Raw genomic sequence first — 17,497 nt, 5'->3', positions numbered from 1 at the left:
TCTGGAACTTCCCCCGTCAGAGTGATGACCCCGCGGATCCTGGCCGATACGTTGATGACGAGCAATCGAATCGAGGAAGGTTACCGATAGTGAGCATCGCTCCACCTGTCACGGCTCCCGCTTGCGGCGCCCAGAATCTGACCAAGGTGTTCGGCGAGGGCGGACCTCGTCCCGTCGTCGCCGTCAACGACGTCACCATCACCATCGAGGCCGGGTCCTTCACAGCCATCATGGGACCGTCCGGGTCCGGCAAATCGACTCTTATGCACTGCATGGCGGGGCTAGACCGTGCCACCAGCGGATCGGTGTGGGTGGGGCAGCAGGACCTCTCCAGGCTGCCGGAGCGGGCGGTCACCAAGATCCGCCGCGACCAGATCGGGTTCGTGTTCCAGTCCTTCAACCTGCTTCCCACCCTCACTGCCGAGCAGAACATCCTGTTGCCGCTTGAGCTCGCGGGCCGCAAGCCGGACCGTGCGGTGCTGGCGGAGGTCGTCGAATCCCTCGGCCTGACCGAGCGCCTCACCCACCGTCCCAGCCAGCTCTCCGGCGGCCAGCAGCAGCGGGTCGCGATCGCGCGAGCCCTGATTACCCGGCCACAGGTGATCTTCGCTGATGAGCCCACCGGGGCGCTCGACTCCCGCACCGGTGTTGCGCTGCTCGAGTACCTGCAGCAGTGCTCCCGCGAGCAGGGGCAGACCATCATCATGGTCACCCACGACCCGAAGGCGGCAGGCTACGCGGACCGGGCGCTGGTGCTCTCCGACGGGGTTATCGTCGACGATGTGGCCCAGCCCTCCGCTGAGATCATGCTGGCTAGTCTCGGCCGACTGGGGGCGTGATGCTACGCGACGCCATCAACGAGATCCGGCTGCATCCCGGCCGCTTCGTCGCGACGCTGCTGGCCGTCGCCATCAGCGTCGGCTTCATCTCGGCCATCCTCGTCGGGGTGCGCAGCCAGGAGAACTCGGTTGCCCGGTCCATGGAGCTGTCGATCTCCAAGGCCGATGTCGTGGTCAGTATGGAGGAGAAGCCCGGCGAGCGGTTCGACCAGGAGGACGTCACCAAGGCCATTCGAGGGGTCTCCGGTGTGACGGCCGCGGAGCCCATCCTGGTCTTTCCCACGTCACTGACCCGTGGCTCCTCCTCTGCCTATTTCAACATCATGCGGCTGCCCTCCGAGGACTTCCGCTGGGCCTCCCTCGCTGAGGGAAACTGGCCCTCGGGTGCGAATGAGATCGTCCTGTCCAAGGAGGGCGCGGAGAAACTGGAGGTGAAGATCGGGGAGGAGATCACCATCGATGGCGCTGAGCAGGGCAAGAACACCCGCAAGGTCGTCGGCATCACCAACGACGCGCCCACGCTCTACTTATCGACCGCCTATGTCGCCAGCTTCGAAACGCAGACGGCAGTGCAGTGGGTCGTCAAGGCCCAGGATCCGGACTCGGTGGCCCCGGCCATTCAGAAGGCGATCGACGACCTCGGGCAGGGTAGCTTCAAGGTGCAGACCACCGACGCCTATCGCGCTGCTCAGCTCAATCAGCTGACTGGCAGCTTCGAGGTCTTCCGCAACCTCCTGCTGGGATTCGCCGCGATCTCCCTGATCGTCGGGATGATCATCATCGCCAACACCTTCACCATCCTCGTCACCCAGCGACGCCGCCAGATCGGCCTGCTGCGCGCCGTCGGGGCCTCGACCGGGCAGGTCGCGGGACGGCTCCTGACCGAATCCGTGCTGCTGGGGCTCATCGGGTCGCTGATCGGCGTGGGGCTCGGGATCGGGGTTGGCGCCATCGCCGGGTACTTCACGAAGTCTCTCTACTGGGGGCTGGTGCTGCCGTTCGGGGAGCTGGCTGTCGCCGTTGCCGCCGGTGTGCTGGCCACCGTGCTGTCGATGATCGGTCCGTTGCTGACCGCCACCCGGGTCAGTCCCCTCGAGGCCCTGCAGGTGGTGCCGAGTGCTGCCCGGGCCAAACGGCTGAGCATCGTGCGCGCAGTGTTCTGTGGCCTGTTCCTGCTGCTGGGAGGCGGGCTGGTCTTCCAGGCCTTCAGTGACACGGAGCATGGCCTCATGTGGGCTGCCGGCGGTGGCGCTTTCCTCTCCCTGGCCATCCTGGGTGCGGCCCCGTTCTATATCCCCCTCCTGCTGCGGCTCTTCGGCCGGATTTTCGGATTCGCAGGGCCGACGGTCAAGCTGGCGGCTAGCAATGCCGCCCGCAACCCGCGTCGTGCCTCCGCCACCGCGGTGGCCCTGATGCTGGCGGTGGGCCTGGTCGTGACGCTGCAGGTCGGTGTCTCGACCATGCGCACCTCGGCCATCGAGTGGATCAACCAGCGCTATCCCGTTGACGTGTCCGCGCGGGCTACCTCCGGTCCGCTCCCGAGCGGGGTGGTGGAGGGCCTCCGCAATTCCAGCGGGGTCGCCAAGGTGGTCGAGGTCTCCAGCAAGCAGGTGGACCTGGGCGGTGAGCAACTCAGCGTCCGCAATGTGAACCCTGGGTATGCGGAACTTGGGCTCTCCGGCGGACGTAATGATGCTGCCGATGGCGTGGTCACTGTGAGCTTGGCGACGGCCAGGGCCATGCCGTCGCGGATTGAGCTTCCGGGTGCCGGCGAGGTCGAGGTGCGCGGCTCCAACAAGGTTGAAGGAAATACCGCAGCGGTTTCGGAGTCCGTCTTCGAAAAGCTGTCCGGGACGGCCGAGGTCCGGGAGGCCTGGGTCAAGCTGACCGACCGTAACTCTGTCTCGGCGATCAACCAGGTGATGAACGTGCTGAGACCCTATATGACGCAAGCCGCTACCGGCGACGGGGTCGTGATGGGTGGCGGTGCCACCGCGGCTGGGATCATCGAGCAGGTCGTGAATGTGCTCATGGTGGTGCTGACCGCGCTGCTCGGCGTCGCGGTCGCCATCGCGCTCATCGGCGTCGGCAACACCCTCGGCCTGTCGGTGCTGGAGCGGCAGCGCGAGTCGGCCCTGCTGAGGGCCCTCGGGATGCAGCGGCGCTCGCTCAGGCTGATGCTGCTGACCGAGGCGATGTTCTTGGCCTTGGCGGGCATTGTCCTGGGCGTGGCAGCCGGGTCGTTCTTCGCGTGGCTGGGCGTGGTCACCTCCCTCGGGATGATGTCGGAGTCCAGCCGGCCCGATGTGGTGTTCTCCGTCAACCTGCCGGTCACGGGTGGCCTGATCCTGGTGTGCGTGGCGGCAGCGGCCCTGGCATCGGTCCTGCCCGGCCGGCGTGCGGCCAACGCCACCCCGACGGAGGCCCTGGCGGTGGATTAGCTACAAGCTACAGGTCCTTCGACGAAACCGGCCGGTGACGGGCAGCCCGTCGCCGGCCGGTTGGCTTGTTGCGAAGTGGTGCCTGCCAGGCTCGCCCGGTGAGTGGGCACCCCAACAACAGGGATTTTCCTTGGGGCTCATCCTGATGCCTCGCGGGTTGGCTTTTCGCTCTGCTGACAGTCCAGATGGGCCGGCCGAATCAGCACCGTCGGCTACCGGTAGAACCCCGTAATCCGCGGCATAGTTGTACTTTCCGTCATTACTGTATATGGTGTCTATATACAGAAAGGAGGGTGCATGGACATCGTGCTATCTAATACCGCCGGGACCCCGATCTACGTCCAGATCGAGGACCAGATCAAGACGGCCATCCTGCGTGGCGATGTCACCGAGGGTGAGGCGCTGCCCTCCATCCGGGCCCTCGCCCGCGACCTGAGGGTCTCCGTTATCACCACCACCCGCGCCTACGCGGAGTTGGTGGCTTCCGGCATGGTCGCCAACGTCCCCGGCAAGGGGTATTTCGTCCTAGCACGCGACGCCGAGCTCGTCCGGGAACAGGCACTGCGCGAGGTGGAGAGACACTTCGCCGACGGCGTGGCTGCCGCCCGGCTAGCCGGTATTGACGACGACGAGATCCGAGCCATCGCCGAACTAGCTCTCACTTCCAAGGAGGAACAATGACCAGCAGCAACCCCCTTGACCTGAGGGGAATCGCCAAGGCCTATGGCGGATTCCGTCTCGGCCCCCTCGACCTGGCCGTGCCGCGCGGCTACGTGATGGGCCTGGTCGGGGCCAACGGGGCGGGCAAGACCACCGCCATCAAGATCGCGCTCGGCGCAGTGCGGCACCATGCCGGCGCGGTGCACCTGATCGACAAGACCCGTGTTGGCGTGGTCCTGGACCAGCCGCCCTGGCATACCGACTGGCGGGTCCGCGACCTTTCCCGGTTGTTCCGTCCCTTCTACCCTGACTGGGATCAGCGGGTCTTCGATGAGCTGGCCGGCTGGGCGGGGGTGTCCCCGCGGCTGAAGATCAAGGAGTTCTCCCGCGGCATGGGCATGAAGATGCAGATCGCGGTGGCTCTGGCGCACCGGGCCGAGCTGCTGATCCTCGACGAGCCGACCAGCGGCCTCGACCCTCTGGCGCGCAGTGAGCTGCTGGACAGGCTGTCGGATTTCATGACCGATGAGCGGCACGCCATCCTGTTCTCCACGCACATCACCAGCGACCTGGAACGCATCGCCGACCTCATCACCATCCTCGACCGTGGCCGGGTGATCGCTTCCGGACCCCGCGATGAGGTCGTCGAGGCGTGGGCGATGGTCCGCGGTGGGGCCGCTGACCTCACCGATGAGCTACGCCCCCGGATCCGCGGACTCAGGCGGCACGCCGTCGGCTGGGAGGGGCTCCTGGCCGCCTCCGACCTAAGCCTGTGCGGGCCCGGCATCGTGTCGGAAGCGCCGTCTATCGAAGAGCTGCTGGTGCATCTCGCCAAGCGAAAGGAATCAGAGAATGCGTCGTGAACTTGGAGCCATGCTGAAGTTCGACCTATACAGAATGCGTGGGATTTTCTACACGACCCCTGGGGTGATCCTATACTGGTTTGTTTTTTCTCATGGGGCTGAAGATCCCATGAGTTTCGCCAGCACATTCTTAACGATGTCGGTGATTTTTATTTTCAGCCTGGAAACGCTAGCCCCTCACAGGGTGTTCTACGACATCCTGCTCCTGCGGCGGCGCGTGGTGACGATCTCGTATTACCTGACCTCGCTGATGTTCTTGGTGCTCTACGGGGGCCTTGCAGCCGTTGTCTTGGGGTTGCGTGTGCTCCTGGGGATGGACGCAGCCAGTGGCTGGGTGGCCATGACTCCGTCATCCCTTGGGGCAGCTGTGCTCAGCTACGCGGTCCTTGCTCCCGTCTCCGTTCACTATGGATATCTCATGAGAGCAATCTTCGAATATGGATATATCACGGGTTTATTCGTCTTTATCATCACGGTGGCAACTGTGATGGTGGGAGGATGGGCAGCGCTGTCGGCGATGCCTGATTCTTGGCTGATGGCGAACTTCCCAGAGTGGCTTCGCCCCTGGGGGCCGTGGCTGCTGCTGGGGCTCGGCCTGGTGGGTTATCTCGTCTCGCTGCTGGTGTCGATCTTCATCTACGAGCGTCAGGACCACTGACCCTTGCTGGCGGTCACCGGCCGCGGCTGGCCCGGGCTGTTCCCGGCCGGTAGGCCGAGACGCTGGGCTCGCCCGGCAGCCAGAACCGCCACGGATGGAGCTCGCCGTCGCCGCCTGGGCCTGAGACCCCCACCCTGGGACCCGTCCGCCACAAGGCGGGCGGGTCCTGTGGCAGCCACCACGACCACTCGTCGCCCAGCAGGTCGGCGCCGTCGGTCTCGCGTGACGACCCGAGGGCCTGCCCCAGGTTGCCGGGGCCACGCGCCAGGTGCTGCTCCGGCAGGGCAGTGGCCCGGGGCTTCGCCGTCCGGCGGCTCCTGGCCAGCTCGGCTCCCCGGATCACCTGGCCCGCCCGCAGCAGGCAGCCGGTCGGGGTGCCGGCCTCGTCGCACACCACGTTGAGGTTGTGGTGCACCCCGTAGCTGAAATAGCAGTACAGGTGCCCGGGTTCACCGAACATGGTGGCGTTGCGGGCGGTGCGGCCCCGGAAGGCGTGCGACCCGGGGTCGGCCGGCCCCGCGTACGCCTCCACTTCCGTGATGCGGACGGCGACGGTGCCGTCGCCGGTCGTCCGGGCCAGTGCGCAGCCGAGCAGCAGCGGTGCGAGGTTGAGGACGGGGCGGCGGAACCAGTCACGGGATGCTCGTGTGAAGCCGGGAAGGTCCATAGGGAGATTGTGCCGCGAAGTCGACCCGCGCGTCTTTGTGCCCAGCCGGAGCGGCTGCTGGCAGCTAATGCCCGTGGCCGTTAGCCTTCTTCGTATGCAGACCGGCAGCCGCGTTGTTCTTTGCAGGCATGGTGTCACTGACTTCACCGCCTCCGGGCGATGGGACGGGCGCGGGGGTGCCGATCCGGCGCTCAACGCCGAGGGGCAGGCCCAAGCCCGCGACCTGGCGGCCCGCGTCGGCGCCTTCCTGGGGGATGCGCCGGAGGTGCGTGTCATATCGTCCTCGCTGCGTCGCGCAAAGGAAACCGCGGCCCCGGTCGCTGAGCTGTTCGGCACCGGGGTCACGCCCAGGCGGGTCTGGGACGAGTTGTCCTTCGGAGAATGGGACGGCCGCACCGGTGAGGAGCTGCGTCGCGACCATCCCGACGAGACCTACCGGTTCTGGAGCGACGAGACCTTCCGGATATCCGGCGGCGAATCGCACGTCGATCTGCACAGCCGGGTCCGCCCCGCCTTCGAGAGGCTTCTCGGGCTCAACGGCACGACGGTGGTCGTGACCCACTGGGGGCCGATCATGAGCTGCATCTCGCTGGTGCTCGGCATCGACTTGCTGCCCGCGCGGCGGCTCAGCCTGCCCCCCACGTCCATGACCTCGTTCAAAGCCACCCAGGACGGCCCGCAGGTTGAGTTCGTCAACGACCTGGGAACCCGCGGCCACCACTAATGCCACCGGGCTGCGGGAATGTCCCCAGGCGGGTGCTCCGGGACTTACCCCGCCGGCCTGCGGAAGGCGGACGTCGCCGCCAGGCTGCCGTCGTAGCCAACCGCCAGGACCTGGATGGGGTGTTCGCGGACCATCTTGTCCAGGGTCCGTTGCCCACCCGCGACGATGGCGGTGGCGAGCGCATCGGCCGTGATGATGTCGGGGGCTGCGACGGTCACCTGCGTGAATTCGCTGCGACTGCCGACCCGCCAGATGTGCTCGCCACGCTCGGCAGTCCCCGACGTGGCGACCGCCCGGTGCGTCGTGGTCGTGGTGAACTGTGACAGCAGCCTGCCGCGGTCGGTGGGGGCGACGATTCCCACCACGCCCTCGCCGCTGGTGAGCACATCCCCGCCCGCGTTGACGAGCCAGGCCTCGCCGGTGCTGGCCAGGAGCTCGCCGGAGCGGCGGATCGCCTCAGCCTTCACCACCCCGGCCAGGTCGATGACCCCATCCGGCCGGTGGGGCTGGAAGGCGCCGTCGGTGGCCACACGCCAGTCATGGGCCAGCGCATACATGGAACGCATCTCCGTGGATGCGTCCTTCAGCAGCAGCTCGCCGCGGGCCATCCGGCTGGCCTCGGAGTCCTCCCGGTAGAGCGAGAATCGTGCCTCCAGGCCGGAGAAGATCTGCTCCACTGCTGCGGTGCTCCCGGCTGGGCAGCGCAGGCTGACGATGGTGCCCATCGCCTCGAAGATCTGCTTCACGCCCGGGCTTGGTCCAGCGCCGACTGGAGACTCGTCAGGTATGCCTCGGTGGTGTAGGTGGCTCCTGAGACGGTGTCCACCGCAGCCCCATTGGCTTGCACCACCTCCTGGTTGAGAAGCGGTATCGCTGATTCGGCGTAGCCCCTCGACCTGTCCCCGACCGCCTCGTACGTGGCCGACGCATTCGTGATGGCGCCCTCCGCGAGGGTGACGGTGACCGTCACAGAGCCGTGCTCATGCGGAGTGGTGGCGCCTGTGAAGGTGCCGCTGACCCCAGGTTTCACAGTCCCGCTGGTCGGGGAGGAGGTGGTGGCTGAGCCGCCGCCGGAGCCCGCCGGGGAACCGGGGGAGGACTCGGACGCGGGTGACTGCCCGCTCATCCCGATGGCGTACCCTGCGCCCAGCACGCCGGCGGCGGCCAGGACGGTCAGGATGGTGGAGCCGGTTTTCACAGAGAGAACCTTTCTTCGTGGCACTGCTCGGAGGCCACCCCCAGGGAGCGGGCCTCAGCCAGCACGGAGTCGACGAATCCGCGAGGACCACAGACGAACACGTCGGAGTTCTTCACATCCGGGACCAGCGTCGACAAATCATGGTGTGCGTAGTTGGCGCTCACCCAGCGTCCCTCGTACCGCGGCCCGACCATCAGGTGCAGCGCGATGCCACGGCTGGAGCACAGCCCCCGGAACTCGCTGAGCAGGAGCAGGTCCTCTGGCCGGGAGGCGCGGAGGATCACCACGGTGTCCGCCGGGTGCGCGGTGGTGGTCTCCAGCAGCGACCGGATCGGGGCGACGCCGGTGCCCGCGCCGATCAGCACGAGGCCATCGCGGGTGCGGGAGGCGTCGGTGAACGCGCCGTAGGGGCCAGCGAACATCACCCTCGTGCCGGGCTTGGCGGCGGCCAGCTCGGCTGTGCCGTCGCCCGTGATGCGGATGGTGATGCGCAGGCGGTTGTTGGTCGGCGCCGCGGACAAGGAGAACGGGTGGGCCTGCCGCCACAGTTGCGGGGTCAGCAGGCGCCACGTGAAGTACTGGCCACCCCGGGCCTCCAGCTTGTCGAGATCACGGCCTGCGAACTCCAAGTGGAGAAGGTCAGGAGCTAGCCGCACGGTCTCCACGAGCCGCAGCTGGTGCCGCCAGGAACGGTAGAGGGGCGTCAGGACGCGGTAGCCGAGCAGGCAGGCGCCGACGGCCAGCAGCAGGGTGGCCCAGTAGACGCGCTGCATGGTGCCGGGCAGGAAAACCGAGCCCATGGAGAACATGTGGGGGATCGCCAGGAGCACGGCAAGGTAGGAGAGGATGTGGACGACGTGCCAGATCTCGTAACGCAGCCTGCGGCGCACCGCCACCACCGAGGTGATCGCTATCAGCACCAGCAGGACGACGCTGGCGGAGGCCAGCAGCAGGTCGCCTTCCCACAGCATGCTGATTGCCCCAAGGAGGCCGTCGCGGCTCGTCCAGGCGACCTCCGTGAGGATCAGGGCGGCGTGGGCCAGTACCCCGAGCACGGTGATCTGCCCCAGCTGCCGGTGCCATTCCATGGCCTTGACCTGCCCGATCACCCGGTCGATGGCGGGTACCCGGGCGGCCAGCAGCAGCATGAACAGCATCGAGTTCGTGGCGACGAGACCCGCCACGATCCCGAGCGCGTGCAGCGCTGTGGGAATGCTGCGGATCTGCTGCACTGTGCCGTCCGCCAGGTAGAGGGCGACTGCGAGGGCTGTGCTCACCCACGCCAGCCCGACCAGCACGTCGCGCCAGATGGGTAGGCGCCGCCCGCGCGGCAGGGCAGGGGCCCGCTGCGCCACGCGCTGCAATGGGGGTGATGAGGTCATGCTGATAAATCCTTGCGACAAATTTGTGAGGAAGCTGTGAGATGACCTGTGAGAACTTATGGGTCGTTGAAAATTGTAACTAAATTTTCACCGGTGCCAAATCGTATCTCAGGGAAAACCCTGATGACCTTCGTTACCCCTTGAGGTCGGGGACGTGACGTCTCCGCGACAGCTCGGGTAGGCTGACCGGGCTGCCTGGCGAGGGACCCGACGTCCGTTATCGACTAGCAACCCCTGCAGGCGTGCATCCCCGACCACACCTCAGGAGGTAGAAATGGCCCCCCAGAAGCTGGAAGCCACCGCTCGCACCGAGTTCGGCAAGGGCGCCGCCCGCAAGCTGCGCCGCGCCGACCGTGTTCCCGCCGTCATCTACGGCCCGGGGCTGGACCCCATCCACATCTCTTTTGAAGGCCAGGATGCCTTCCTGGTCTTCCGTGAGGCCGGAGTCATCGTGGAGGTGAGCGTCGACGGCGGCGCCCCCCTCCTGGTGACGCCGAAGCAGACCCAGCGCGACCCGATCACCGGCTTCCTTGAGCACATCGACCTGGTTCCGGTCAAGGCCGAGTGAGTCCTTCCCTGCATCTCGTCGCCGGGCTCGGGAATCCGGGCCCGGCGTATACTCCCACCCGGCACAACGTCGGGTTCTGGGCGCTGGACGACCTGGCCGGACGTCTGGGGGCGCGTTTCTCCATCGCCCGCGGGCAGCGCGCCGAGGTGACCACTGGGATGCTGCCGGGTGACCACCGGCTGGTGCTCGTCAAGCCCACCACCTTCATGAATGACTCGGGCGTCGCTGTCGCCGCCGTCGCCAGGTTCCACAGGATCCCTCCCGCCGACGTGATCGTCGTCCATGATGAACTGGACCTCGACCCCACCCGCCTGCGGCTGAAGTTCGGTGGCGGCGACAATGGGCACAACGGGCTTAAATCCATCCGGGCGCACCTTGGCACTGGTGACTTCCACCGCGTCCGCGTGGGAATTGGCCGTCCCCCGGGCCGCCAGCCCGCTGCCGACTACGTGCTCTCCCGGATGCGCCCCGCGGATCTGGATGCCATGCGGCTCGACGCGGCGGTCGCGGCCGATGCGGTCGAGGCCCTGGTAGCCGAGGGTCTTGCGGCCGCGCAGAATCGTTTCAACTCCTAGTGTCATGACAGGATGACGCCGTGAGATTTCCCGGACTTCTTCCCGCCCTCGAAGCCGACCCAGCCGTCCGGGCCACGCTGCACGACTCCCAGGTGGCGGGCGCGGAGGCGCGTGACATCACCTGCGCCACCTCATTCTTCGCCACCGCGACCGCCCTGCTGGCATCCGAGTCCGGGCGCACGACGCTGCTGGTCACCTCCACCTTCCGGGAGGCCGAGGCCATGGCTGCCGAGATCGCCGGCCTGCTCGGTGAGGACGCAGTCGCCTACTACCCGGCGTGGGAAACTCTGCCCCACGAGCGCCTTTCACCCCGGGCCGACACCGTCGGCAAGCGCCTGGCCGTGTTGCGGCGGCTTGCCTCTGACGCGCCGCCGCAGGTGGTGGTCGCGCCCGTGCGCGCCCTGCTTCAGCCGCAGGTCAAGGACCTGGCCGCAATGCGACCCGTCACCGTCGAGGCTAGCCAGGAATGCGACCTGACCAGTCTGCTGAAGTCGCTGGTGGATGCGGCGTACAACCGCGTCGACCTGGTGGAGCGGCGAGGCGAGTTCGCGGTGCGCGGCGGGATCGTGGACGTCTTCCCACCTACCGCGGAACAGCCGGTCCGCATCGACTTCTTCGGCGACGAGGTGACCGAGATCCGGCCGTTCTCCGTCGCCGACCAGCGCTCCACCGGTGAGCAGCTGAGGAAGGTCACGGCCGAGCCCTGCCGGGAGCTGCTGCTCACCGGTGCGGTCCGGCAGCGGGCCAAAGCCCTTCAGCGGGAGCATCCTCAGCTCTCGGATATGCTCTCCCGTCTCGCCGAGGGGCATGCGGTCGAGGGGATGGAGGCCCTGATCCCCGTCCTGGTGGACGGCCTGGAGCTGATCACCGACGTGCTTCCGCAGCGGTCCCTGGTGCTGCTGGCGGCCCCGGAGCTGGTGCGGGCCCGCGCCGTCGAACTGGTCGCGACCAGTGAGGAGTTCCTGAGTGCCAGCTGGGCGGCTGCGGCCAGCGGCGGCACCTCGCCCATCGACCTGGGAGCCTCCTCCTACCGGGCGCTCGGTGAGGTCCGTGAACACACCATGGGGCTCGGCCACAAATGGTGGAGCCTCACCCCGTTCACAGCCGACGAGGCCCCCGACGCCAATCTCGACGCCGACTCTGTGCATTCCCGCCAGCTCGGTATCACCCCCACCGAGGACTTCCGTGGCGACGTGGACGCTGCCGTTGCTCATATCCAGGGCCGGCTCCGTGACGGCTGGCGGGTGCTGATCGGCGTCGAGGGGCAGGGCCTGGCTTCGCGCATGACCGAGCTGTTGGCTGAGCATCAGATCACCGCGGGCCTCTCCGAACTTGACAGCGAACCAGAGACCGGGACTGCGCACGTGGTCGTTGGCTCCTTCCGCCGTGGCTGGCGCGCTGGGCCCGCGAAGCTGGAGCTGCTTACCGCCGCGGAACTGTCAGGACAGCAGGCCGCGGAGCGTGGCCAGCGCAAACTGCCGTCCCGCCGCCGCAACACCATCCAGCCGCTGGAGCTCAAGGCCGGCGACCCGATCGTCCACGAGGTCCACGGGGTCGGCAGGTTCGTGGAGCTGGTGCAGCGCACCGTCCAGGGCGCCGTCCGCGACTACCTGGTGATCGAGTACGCGGCTAGCAAACGCGGCCAGCCCGGTGACCGGTTGTTCGTGCCGATGGACCAGCTTGACCAGCTGACCCGCTACGTCGGATCCGAGACCCCCGCGCTGGACAAGATGGGTGGCGCGGACTGGGCGAAACGCAAGTCGCGCGCCCGGAAGGCCGTCAAGGAGATCTCCGCGGAGCTCATCAAGCTCTACGCCGCCCGGCAGGCCACCAAGGGACACGCCTTCGGGCCGGACACCCCCTGGCAGCGGGAGCTGGAGGACGCCTTCAGCTTCGTCGAGACCCCCGACCAGCTGTCTGCGATCCAGGAGGTCAAGGCCGACATGGAGAGGGTGGTCCCCATGGACCGCCTGATCTGCGGCGACGTCGGGTTCGGCAAGACAGAGATCGCCGTCCGGGCGGCGTTCAAGGCCATCCAGGATGGCAAGCAGGTGGCGGTGCTGGTGCCGACGACCCTGCTGGTCAGCCAGCACCATCAGACCTTCGCGTCACGGTTCGCGGGTTTTCCCGTCCACATGGCGCAGCTGAGCCGGTTCCAGGGCGACGCCGAATCGAGGAAGGTCCTCGAAGGGTTGGCGAACGGCAGGATCGACCTGGTGATCGGCACCCACCGGCTGCTGGCCAAGGAGGTCGTGTTCAAGGATCTCGGCCTGGTGATCATCGACGAGGAGCAGCGGTTCGGCGTCGAGCACAAGGAGCGGCTGAAGGAGCTGCGGGTCAACGTCGATGTGCTGTCGATGTCGGCCACCCCCATCCCGCGCACCCTGGAGATCGCGATTACAGGGATCCGGGAGATGAGCGTGATCGCCACCCCGCCGGAGGAACGCCACCCGGTGCTGACCCTCGTCGGCCCCTACGACAAGGGGCAGGTGCGGGCCGCGATCCGCCGCGAGCTGGCGCGGGAGGGCCAGGTGTTCTTCGTCCACAACCGCGTCGACTCCATCGACAAGGTGGCCGCCGAGCTGCGGGAGCTGGTGCCGGAGGCCCGGGTCGCCACCGCCCACGGGCAGATGGGGGAGTCGAGGCTGGAGCAGGTCATGCTCGACTTCTGGGAGCGGCGGGCCGACGTGCTGGTGTGCACCACCATCGTCGAGGCGGGCCTGAACATCCAGACCGCGAACACCCTCATCATCGACCGCGCCGACGTGCTAGGGCTCTCCCAGCTGCACCAGCTGCGGGGCCGGGTGGGACGCTCCTCCGAGCGGGGCTACGCCTACTTCCTGTATCCCGCGGACAAGCCCCTCACCCAGACCGCCCATGAGCGCCTGACGACGATGGCCTCCCACACCGACCTCGGCGCGGGAATGTCGATCGCGATGCGCGACCTGGAGCTGCGCGGTGCTGGGAACCTTCTCGGCGGGGAGCAGTCCGGGCACATCGCCGACGTTGGCTTCGACATGTACCTGCGCCTGGTGGGGGAGGCCGTCGCCCAGTACCGGGGCGAGGACACCACGCCGGAGCCGGCGCTGCGCATCGAGCTGCCCGTCGATGCCCATCTGCCCGACGAGTACGTGCCGTCGGAGCGGCTGCGGCTGGAGATGTACAAGCAGATCGCGGAGATCCGCTCGCCTGAGGACGTCGAGGCGGTGCGCTCTGAGCTGGCGGACCGCTACGGTGAGCTGCCGCCGCCCGTCGAGCAGCTCCTGGGGGTCGCGGTGCTGCGCAACCGCGCCCGCGAACTCGGGGTGGTGGATATCGTTGCGCAGGGAAAGAACGTCCGGGTCGAGCCGGTGACGCTGCCCGAGTCACGCCAACTGCGGCTGCAGCGTCTGTATCCGGGGTCGGTATACAAGGCGGCGGCGTCGCAGCTGCTGGTACCCAAACCCGACGGCGATACGGTTGCCTGGGCGATGTCCCTGCTGGACCGGGTGATCAGTCCGTAGCAACAAACGGGGGCCGCGGGTCTAGACCCGCGGCCCCCGCCGGGCGAGGTGGCAAAGTCAGCTTTGTCCCTGGTACTTCCACGCGCGCACGTAGTCGATGACGAACTCGGTCCTGTCGGCCGTCTGCTCGGCATTGGGCTCGCCCCAGTATCCCGAGCCGACCTGGGTGTTCAGGCGGAGATTGTATTTGTCCCCCGACCCGAAGAGAGTCTTCCAGCGGGGGTCGTTCGACTTGTCGACATCTAAGTAGTTCTGGCCATCCACGAAGAAGGTGATCTTCTCCGGCGTCCACTCCACGGTCCACGTGTGGAATTGGCCATCATTGACATCGATCCCCGCCGGCGTGATCGCCTTTTCATTGGGGTGCTTCTGTTTCTGGCCCGGGTGCTTATCTGGCTGCACGTAGTGCAAGGTGGCCGTGGACTGGGTCAGCAGGTCGATATGGTCGTCTTCGTGGCTTTCCGCTGGGGTGCCGTAGGCCTCGAGGATATCGATCTCACCTTCGTTGGTGTCAGCATTATCTGGGCGCATCCAGAATGCGGGCCAGATGCCGCGGGAGTGTCCTTTGATCGTCGGCAGCTTTGCACGCAGCTCGAAACGGCCGTACTCCTGGGAGAATTTTCCATTCTTGGTCTGGAGGGATCCTGTGGAGTACCAGCGTTGCTTGATGATATTGCCATCCTTGTCTATATCCCCCTTTTTGTGGGATATCGGCTCCTTTAGACGTTCGGTGTGAATGACCAGATTGCCATCACGGACGTTAACATTGTCTGCCTTGATCTCCCCCCAGTCGTAGCCGACATAGGTATTATCTTCAATATTCCACTTATTCTTCGTCTGGGAGAAGTCATTGAAATCGTCATTGAAGACGGGGTCTCCCCAGCCCTCGACGTGGCCGTCTGCTGCGTTCTGCTGGTTTGTCTGCTGTGCTGTGCTCGCCGCGGTGTCCGCGGAGGTCAGGTTGCTGACCGTCGTGGTGACGGGGGTGCTACTGCCCTTGCCCACGTAGGCGGTCACCCCGATCTCTGATGATGGTGCGAAGGGGCTCTTCTCGTCGGTTGCCGTCACCTGCCACTGCGGAGCAGAGGAGCTGGCCTCATAGACCCGTGCGGACAGGGTCGCCTTGTCCTTCCCGGCTGCCTCCAGTTCGAGGCGGTAGCTGGTTCCGGTCTTGAGGCCGTTCACCTTGGCGCCCTGGAGTACCTCAGTGGTGCCGTTGGTGACCTTCTCCAGCTGGATGTAGGAGTCCTTCCCTTCAGTGGAGCGCACGACGACCGAGTAATAGCTCTCCCCGGACTTGCGGACCTGCACTCGGTTGTAGACGCTGGTGGAGGGGATCGCGTCCAGCTGGAAGGTGTAACCCGTTAGCGTGGAATCCGCTGCTGAGCCATCGCTCCGGCTTGTCTTCTGGAAATGACCCGGGTCGGCGGTGAGCTGGAACGGCGCACCGTTGTCTCCCACCTCGGACGGCGCGGACTGGAATGAGGGAGCCTCGTGCGTTCCTGCGCTAGCAGGTGTGATGGGTAGGAACGATAAGACGCCTATGAACGCCACCGCTGCCGTCGCCAGGTGAAATTTACGGCGATAAATCTTCATCAGCTTATTTACTCCTCGATAGGACGGTCCCGGTCCCGGCGTATCCACGTCGTGGTCGAAGGCGCGAATCCGAGGTGGTTGTCTTTTAAATAAGACGCCTCGAATCGAGGTGACTCCCACTTCTGCGGATATACCGTGAGCGGTGATGAGCACGCTTCACGCTACTGGGCTGACTCCTGGGATGCAACGAGAACTGCGGAAAAAGTCCTTGTGAAACCGCCTTTCAGAATTCATCGGCCTTTATCACAGGGATGTGCTGGCCCATGATGAGGTGGACGCTATGCTTCGGGAGCGAGGCTGTTTGTCGGAGGGAGACCCATGAAGTTCGCCACCCGTACTGCCGCTGCGTGCCTGGCCGCTGCGGCGCTTGCCGGCTGCTCGCACAGTGCGTCCACCGCAGCAGTCGTCGGTGATGTGGCCATCCCGGAGGTGAGGCTGACTGAGACGGTGGAGTCGTGCAAGGCAGCTGGCCTTGAGGTCACCCGCACCCGGGCGCTGTTCTTCCTGGTGGCCGGCGACATCGCCGACCACGTTGCCCAAGGCGTTGGGACCCCCTTCGATGAGGCCGGGATCCGGCAGAGCATCGAGTCGGACCCCCAGGGCAGGGCCCTGGCCGGAACTCCCTGCGAGAAGGTGCTTCAAGGCCGCGTGAAACTGCGCCTTATGCAGCGGAATGTGGACCCGGACACCGTTCAGCAACTGCTGCCGCAGGTGGAGTTCAATCCGCGCTATGGCAGCTGGGACCCGGAGCAGGGACTTGACCCGCAGGGCGGCTCCATCTCGGTCGCGACGGAGGACTGATGACCATGGCCGGTGAGCAGCTGATCCGCCTCCGCGAGGTGATGGCCCGGCTGCGCGTCGAATGTCCCTGGGACCGGGAACAGACCCACCAGTCGCTGCTGACCCACCTCGTCGAGGAGGCCTGCGAGGTGGTCGACGCCGTCGAGCAGGGAACCGACGCCGACCTTCTGGAGGAGCTTGGCGACCTGCTGCTTCAGGTCTACTTCCACGCCCAGATAGCCGAGGACGAGGGGCGCTTCACCCTCGACGACGTCGCCCGGGGGATCGCCGACAAGCTGATTCGCCGGCATCCCCACGTCTTCGGCGGCGGTGAGGTTCCCGAGAATCTCAGGCAGACCTGGGAGCAGAGCAAACGCCAGGAGAAGGGTAGGACCTCGTCGTTGGACGGCATCGCGCAGTCTATGAGCTCCTTGGCGCGCACCCAGAAGGTCATCTCGCGGGCCCGGTCGCATCAGGTCGCCGTCGAGTTGCCGGACGAGGCCATCACGGCCAGCGAGACGGGGGAGCAGATCCGGGCTCTCGTCGCCCGGGCCCAGGCCAGCGGCATCGATGCCGACGCCTCGGTCCGTGCCGCTCTCCGTGAGCTGGAGGATCGGATCCGGGAAGCGGAGAGGCGGTCGGACGCGGACTGACACCAGCTGTCGGCGTCCTCTATTCCACCACGGGTCCCACGAAGAACCATGAGTTGCATCCCTGCGAAGGACTGTGTACTGTAATACACAGTTGACGGGCAAGGCCCGGAACGAAGAACTCAATATGAGGACCACCCGGGCCGGTCGCGCTCGGTTAACGACTTCCGTGCGGGCTGCGGCACATTGCCAGGCCTGTTGTCTGAAAAGCCGCCCCCGTCGGTTGAACGCCGGATGCACTCACACGCCCGGGTGGCCCTCATGCGGTGACGTGGCCCGGGTGGGCCGAAGGGCATCGGTTACCACTATGGATGGGCGGGTTGCAGGTTCGAGTCCCGTCGTCCTAACGGGCGTAGCTCAATTGGTAGAGCAGCACTCCGGTGTCCACACCTA

Annotated in this window: 15 protein-coding genes and 1 pseudogene; 11 read left to right on the top strand and 5 right to left on the bottom strand. The window is 66.4% G+C overall.

Features of this window, described 5'->3' with window-relative positions:
• Positions 1 to 89 precede the first annotated feature (89 nt).
• The 5 genes from SK1NUM_RS11995 to SK1NUM_RS11975 all read left to right on the top strand — a co-directional run bounded on the left by SK1NUM_RS11995 (position 90) and on the right by SK1NUM_RS11975 (position 5,461).
• Complete coding sequence (locus SK1NUM_RS11995; protein ID WP_212322289.1) at positions 90 to 839, top strand: ABC transporter ATP-binding protein; 750 nt, start codon at positions 90 to 92, stop codon at positions 837 to 839.
• Positions 839 to 3,280 carry an FtsX-like permease family protein gene (locus SK1NUM_RS11990; RefSeq protein ID WP_223928003.1) on the top strand — a complete coding sequence of 814 codons (2,442 nt, stop codon included), beginning with the start codon at positions 839 to 841 and terminating at the stop codon, positions 3,278 to 3,280. Before SK1NUM_RS11995 ends, SK1NUM_RS11990 begins: the two co-directional genes overlap by 1 nt.
• 297 nt (positions 3,281 to 3,577) lie before the next feature.
• Positions 3,578 to 3,961: a GntR family transcriptional regulator gene (locus SK1NUM_RS11985; protein ID WP_212322281.1), complete on the top strand. Its 384-nt coding sequence runs from the start codon at positions 3,578 to 3,580 to the stop codon at positions 3,959 to 3,961.
• Positions 3,958 to 4,803 carry an ABC transporter ATP-binding protein gene (locus SK1NUM_RS11980; protein WP_212322279.1) on the top strand — a complete coding sequence of 282 codons (846 nt, stop codon included), beginning with the start codon at positions 3,958 to 3,960 and terminating at the stop codon, positions 4,801 to 4,803. The genes SK1NUM_RS11985 and SK1NUM_RS11980 overlap by 4 nt, the downstream gene beginning before the upstream one ends.
• A gap of 184 nt (positions 4,804 to 4,987) precedes the next feature.
• Positions 4,988 to 5,461: a hypothetical protein gene (locus SK1NUM_RS11975; RefSeq protein ID WP_212322277.1), complete on the top strand. Its 474-nt coding sequence runs from the start codon at positions 4,988 to 4,990 to the stop codon at positions 5,459 to 5,461.
• A gap of 13 nt (positions 5,462 to 5,474) precedes the next feature.
• Here SK1NUM_RS11975 and SK1NUM_RS11970 read toward each other — a convergent pair whose 3' ends face one another.
• Positions 5,475 to 6,128 carry a DNA-3-methyladenine glycosylase gene (locus tag SK1NUM_RS11970; RefSeq protein ID WP_212322275.1) on the bottom strand — a complete coding sequence of 218 codons (654 nt, stop codon included), beginning with the start codon at positions 6,126 to 6,128 and terminating at the stop codon, positions 5,475 to 5,477.
• Between the two features lie 94 nt (positions 6,129 to 6,222).
• Between SK1NUM_RS11970 and SK1NUM_RS11965 the strand changes: the two genes are divergently transcribed.
• The gene (locus SK1NUM_RS11965; protein WP_212322273.1) at positions 6,223 to 6,852 is read left to right on the top strand and encodes a histidine phosphatase family protein; all 630 of its coding nucleotides are present in this window, start codon (positions 6,223 to 6,225) and stop codon (positions 6,850 to 6,852) included.
• Between the two features lie 44 nt (positions 6,853 to 6,896).
• On the opposite strand, the gene SK1NUM_RS11960 is transcribed toward SK1NUM_RS11965, so the two are convergent.
• Genes SK1NUM_RS11960 through SK1NUM_RS11950 form a run of 3 tightly spaced genes read right to left on the bottom strand, consistent with a single transcriptional unit; the run spans position 6,897 to position 9,432 of the window.
• Positions 6,897 to 7,598 (bottom strand): FAD:protein FMN transferase, encoded by a 702-nt coding sequence (locus SK1NUM_RS11960; RefSeq protein WP_212322271.1) that lies wholly within the window; start codon positions 7,596 to 7,598, stop codon positions 6,897 to 6,899.
• Positions 7,595 to 8,050 carry an FMN-binding protein gene (locus tag SK1NUM_RS11955; RefSeq protein ID WP_212322269.1) on the bottom strand — a complete coding sequence of 152 codons (456 nt, stop codon included), beginning with the start codon at positions 8,048 to 8,050 and terminating at the stop codon, positions 7,595 to 7,597. The genes SK1NUM_RS11960 and SK1NUM_RS11955 overlap by 4 nt, the downstream gene beginning before the upstream one ends.
• Positions 8,047 to 9,432 (bottom strand): ferredoxin reductase family protein, encoded by a 1,386-nt coding sequence (locus SK1NUM_RS11950; RefSeq protein ID WP_212322267.1) that lies wholly within the window; start codon positions 9,430 to 9,432, stop codon positions 8,047 to 8,049. The genes SK1NUM_RS11955 and SK1NUM_RS11950 overlap by 4 nt, the downstream gene beginning before the upstream one ends.
• 274 nt (positions 9,433 to 9,706) lie before the next feature.
• On the opposite strand from SK1NUM_RS11950, the gene SK1NUM_RS11945 reads away from it, so the two are divergent.
• From SK1NUM_RS11945 to mfd, 3 genes and pseudogenes are all read left to right on the top strand, one after another.
• On the top strand, positions 9,707 to 10,000 hold the full coding sequence (locus SK1NUM_RS11945) for a hypothetical protein (protein ID WP_212322265.1): 294 nt from the start codon (positions 9,707 to 9,709) through the stop codon (positions 9,998 to 10,000).
• Positions 9,997 to 10,575: an aminoacyl-tRNA hydrolase gene (pth, locus tag SK1NUM_RS11940; protein WP_212322263.1), complete on the top strand. Its 579-nt coding sequence runs from the start codon at positions 9,997 to 9,999 to the stop codon at positions 10,573 to 10,575. Before SK1NUM_RS11945 ends, pth begins: the two co-directional genes overlap by 4 nt.
• A 179-nt stretch (positions 10,576 to 10,754) precedes the next feature.
• Positions 10,755 to 14,018: pseudogene (mfd, locus tag SK1NUM_RS11935) on the top strand (transcription-repair coupling factor); the annotation flags it as partial.
• 117 nt (positions 14,019 to 14,135) lie between these two features.
• On the opposite strand, the gene SK1NUM_RS11930 reads toward mfd, so the two are convergent.
• Positions 14,136 to 15,674 carry a glycoside hydrolase family 16 protein gene (locus tag SK1NUM_RS11930; protein WP_212322254.1) on the bottom strand — a complete coding sequence of 513 codons (1,539 nt, stop codon included), beginning with the start codon at positions 15,672 to 15,674 and terminating at the stop codon, positions 14,136 to 14,138.
• Positions 15,675 to 15,992: 318 nt separating this feature from the next.
• Between SK1NUM_RS11930 and SK1NUM_RS11925 the strand changes: the two genes are divergently transcribed.
• Both SK1NUM_RS11925 and SK1NUM_RS11920 read left to right on the top strand, forming a co-directional pair.
• The gene (locus SK1NUM_RS11925) at positions 15,993 to 16,475 is read left to right on the top strand and encodes a hypothetical protein (RefSeq protein WP_212322251.1); all 483 of its coding nucleotides are present in this window, start codon (positions 15,993 to 15,995) and stop codon (positions 16,473 to 16,475) included.
• On the top strand, positions 16,475 to 17,107 hold the full coding sequence (locus tag SK1NUM_RS11920) for a MazG family protein (RefSeq protein WP_212322249.1): 633 nt from the start codon (positions 16,475 to 16,477) through the stop codon (positions 17,105 to 17,107). The genes SK1NUM_RS11925 and SK1NUM_RS11920 overlap by 1 nt, the downstream gene beginning before the upstream one ends.
• Positions 17,108 to 17,497 lie beyond the last annotated feature (390 nt).

This window comes from Arachnia rubra, from assembly GCF_019973735.1.
GTDB classification, from domain to species: Bacteria; Actinomycetota; Actinomycetes; order Propionibacteriales; family Propionibacteriaceae; genus Arachnia; species Arachnia rubra.
This window is presented reverse-complemented; position numbering and strand designations above follow the sequence as displayed.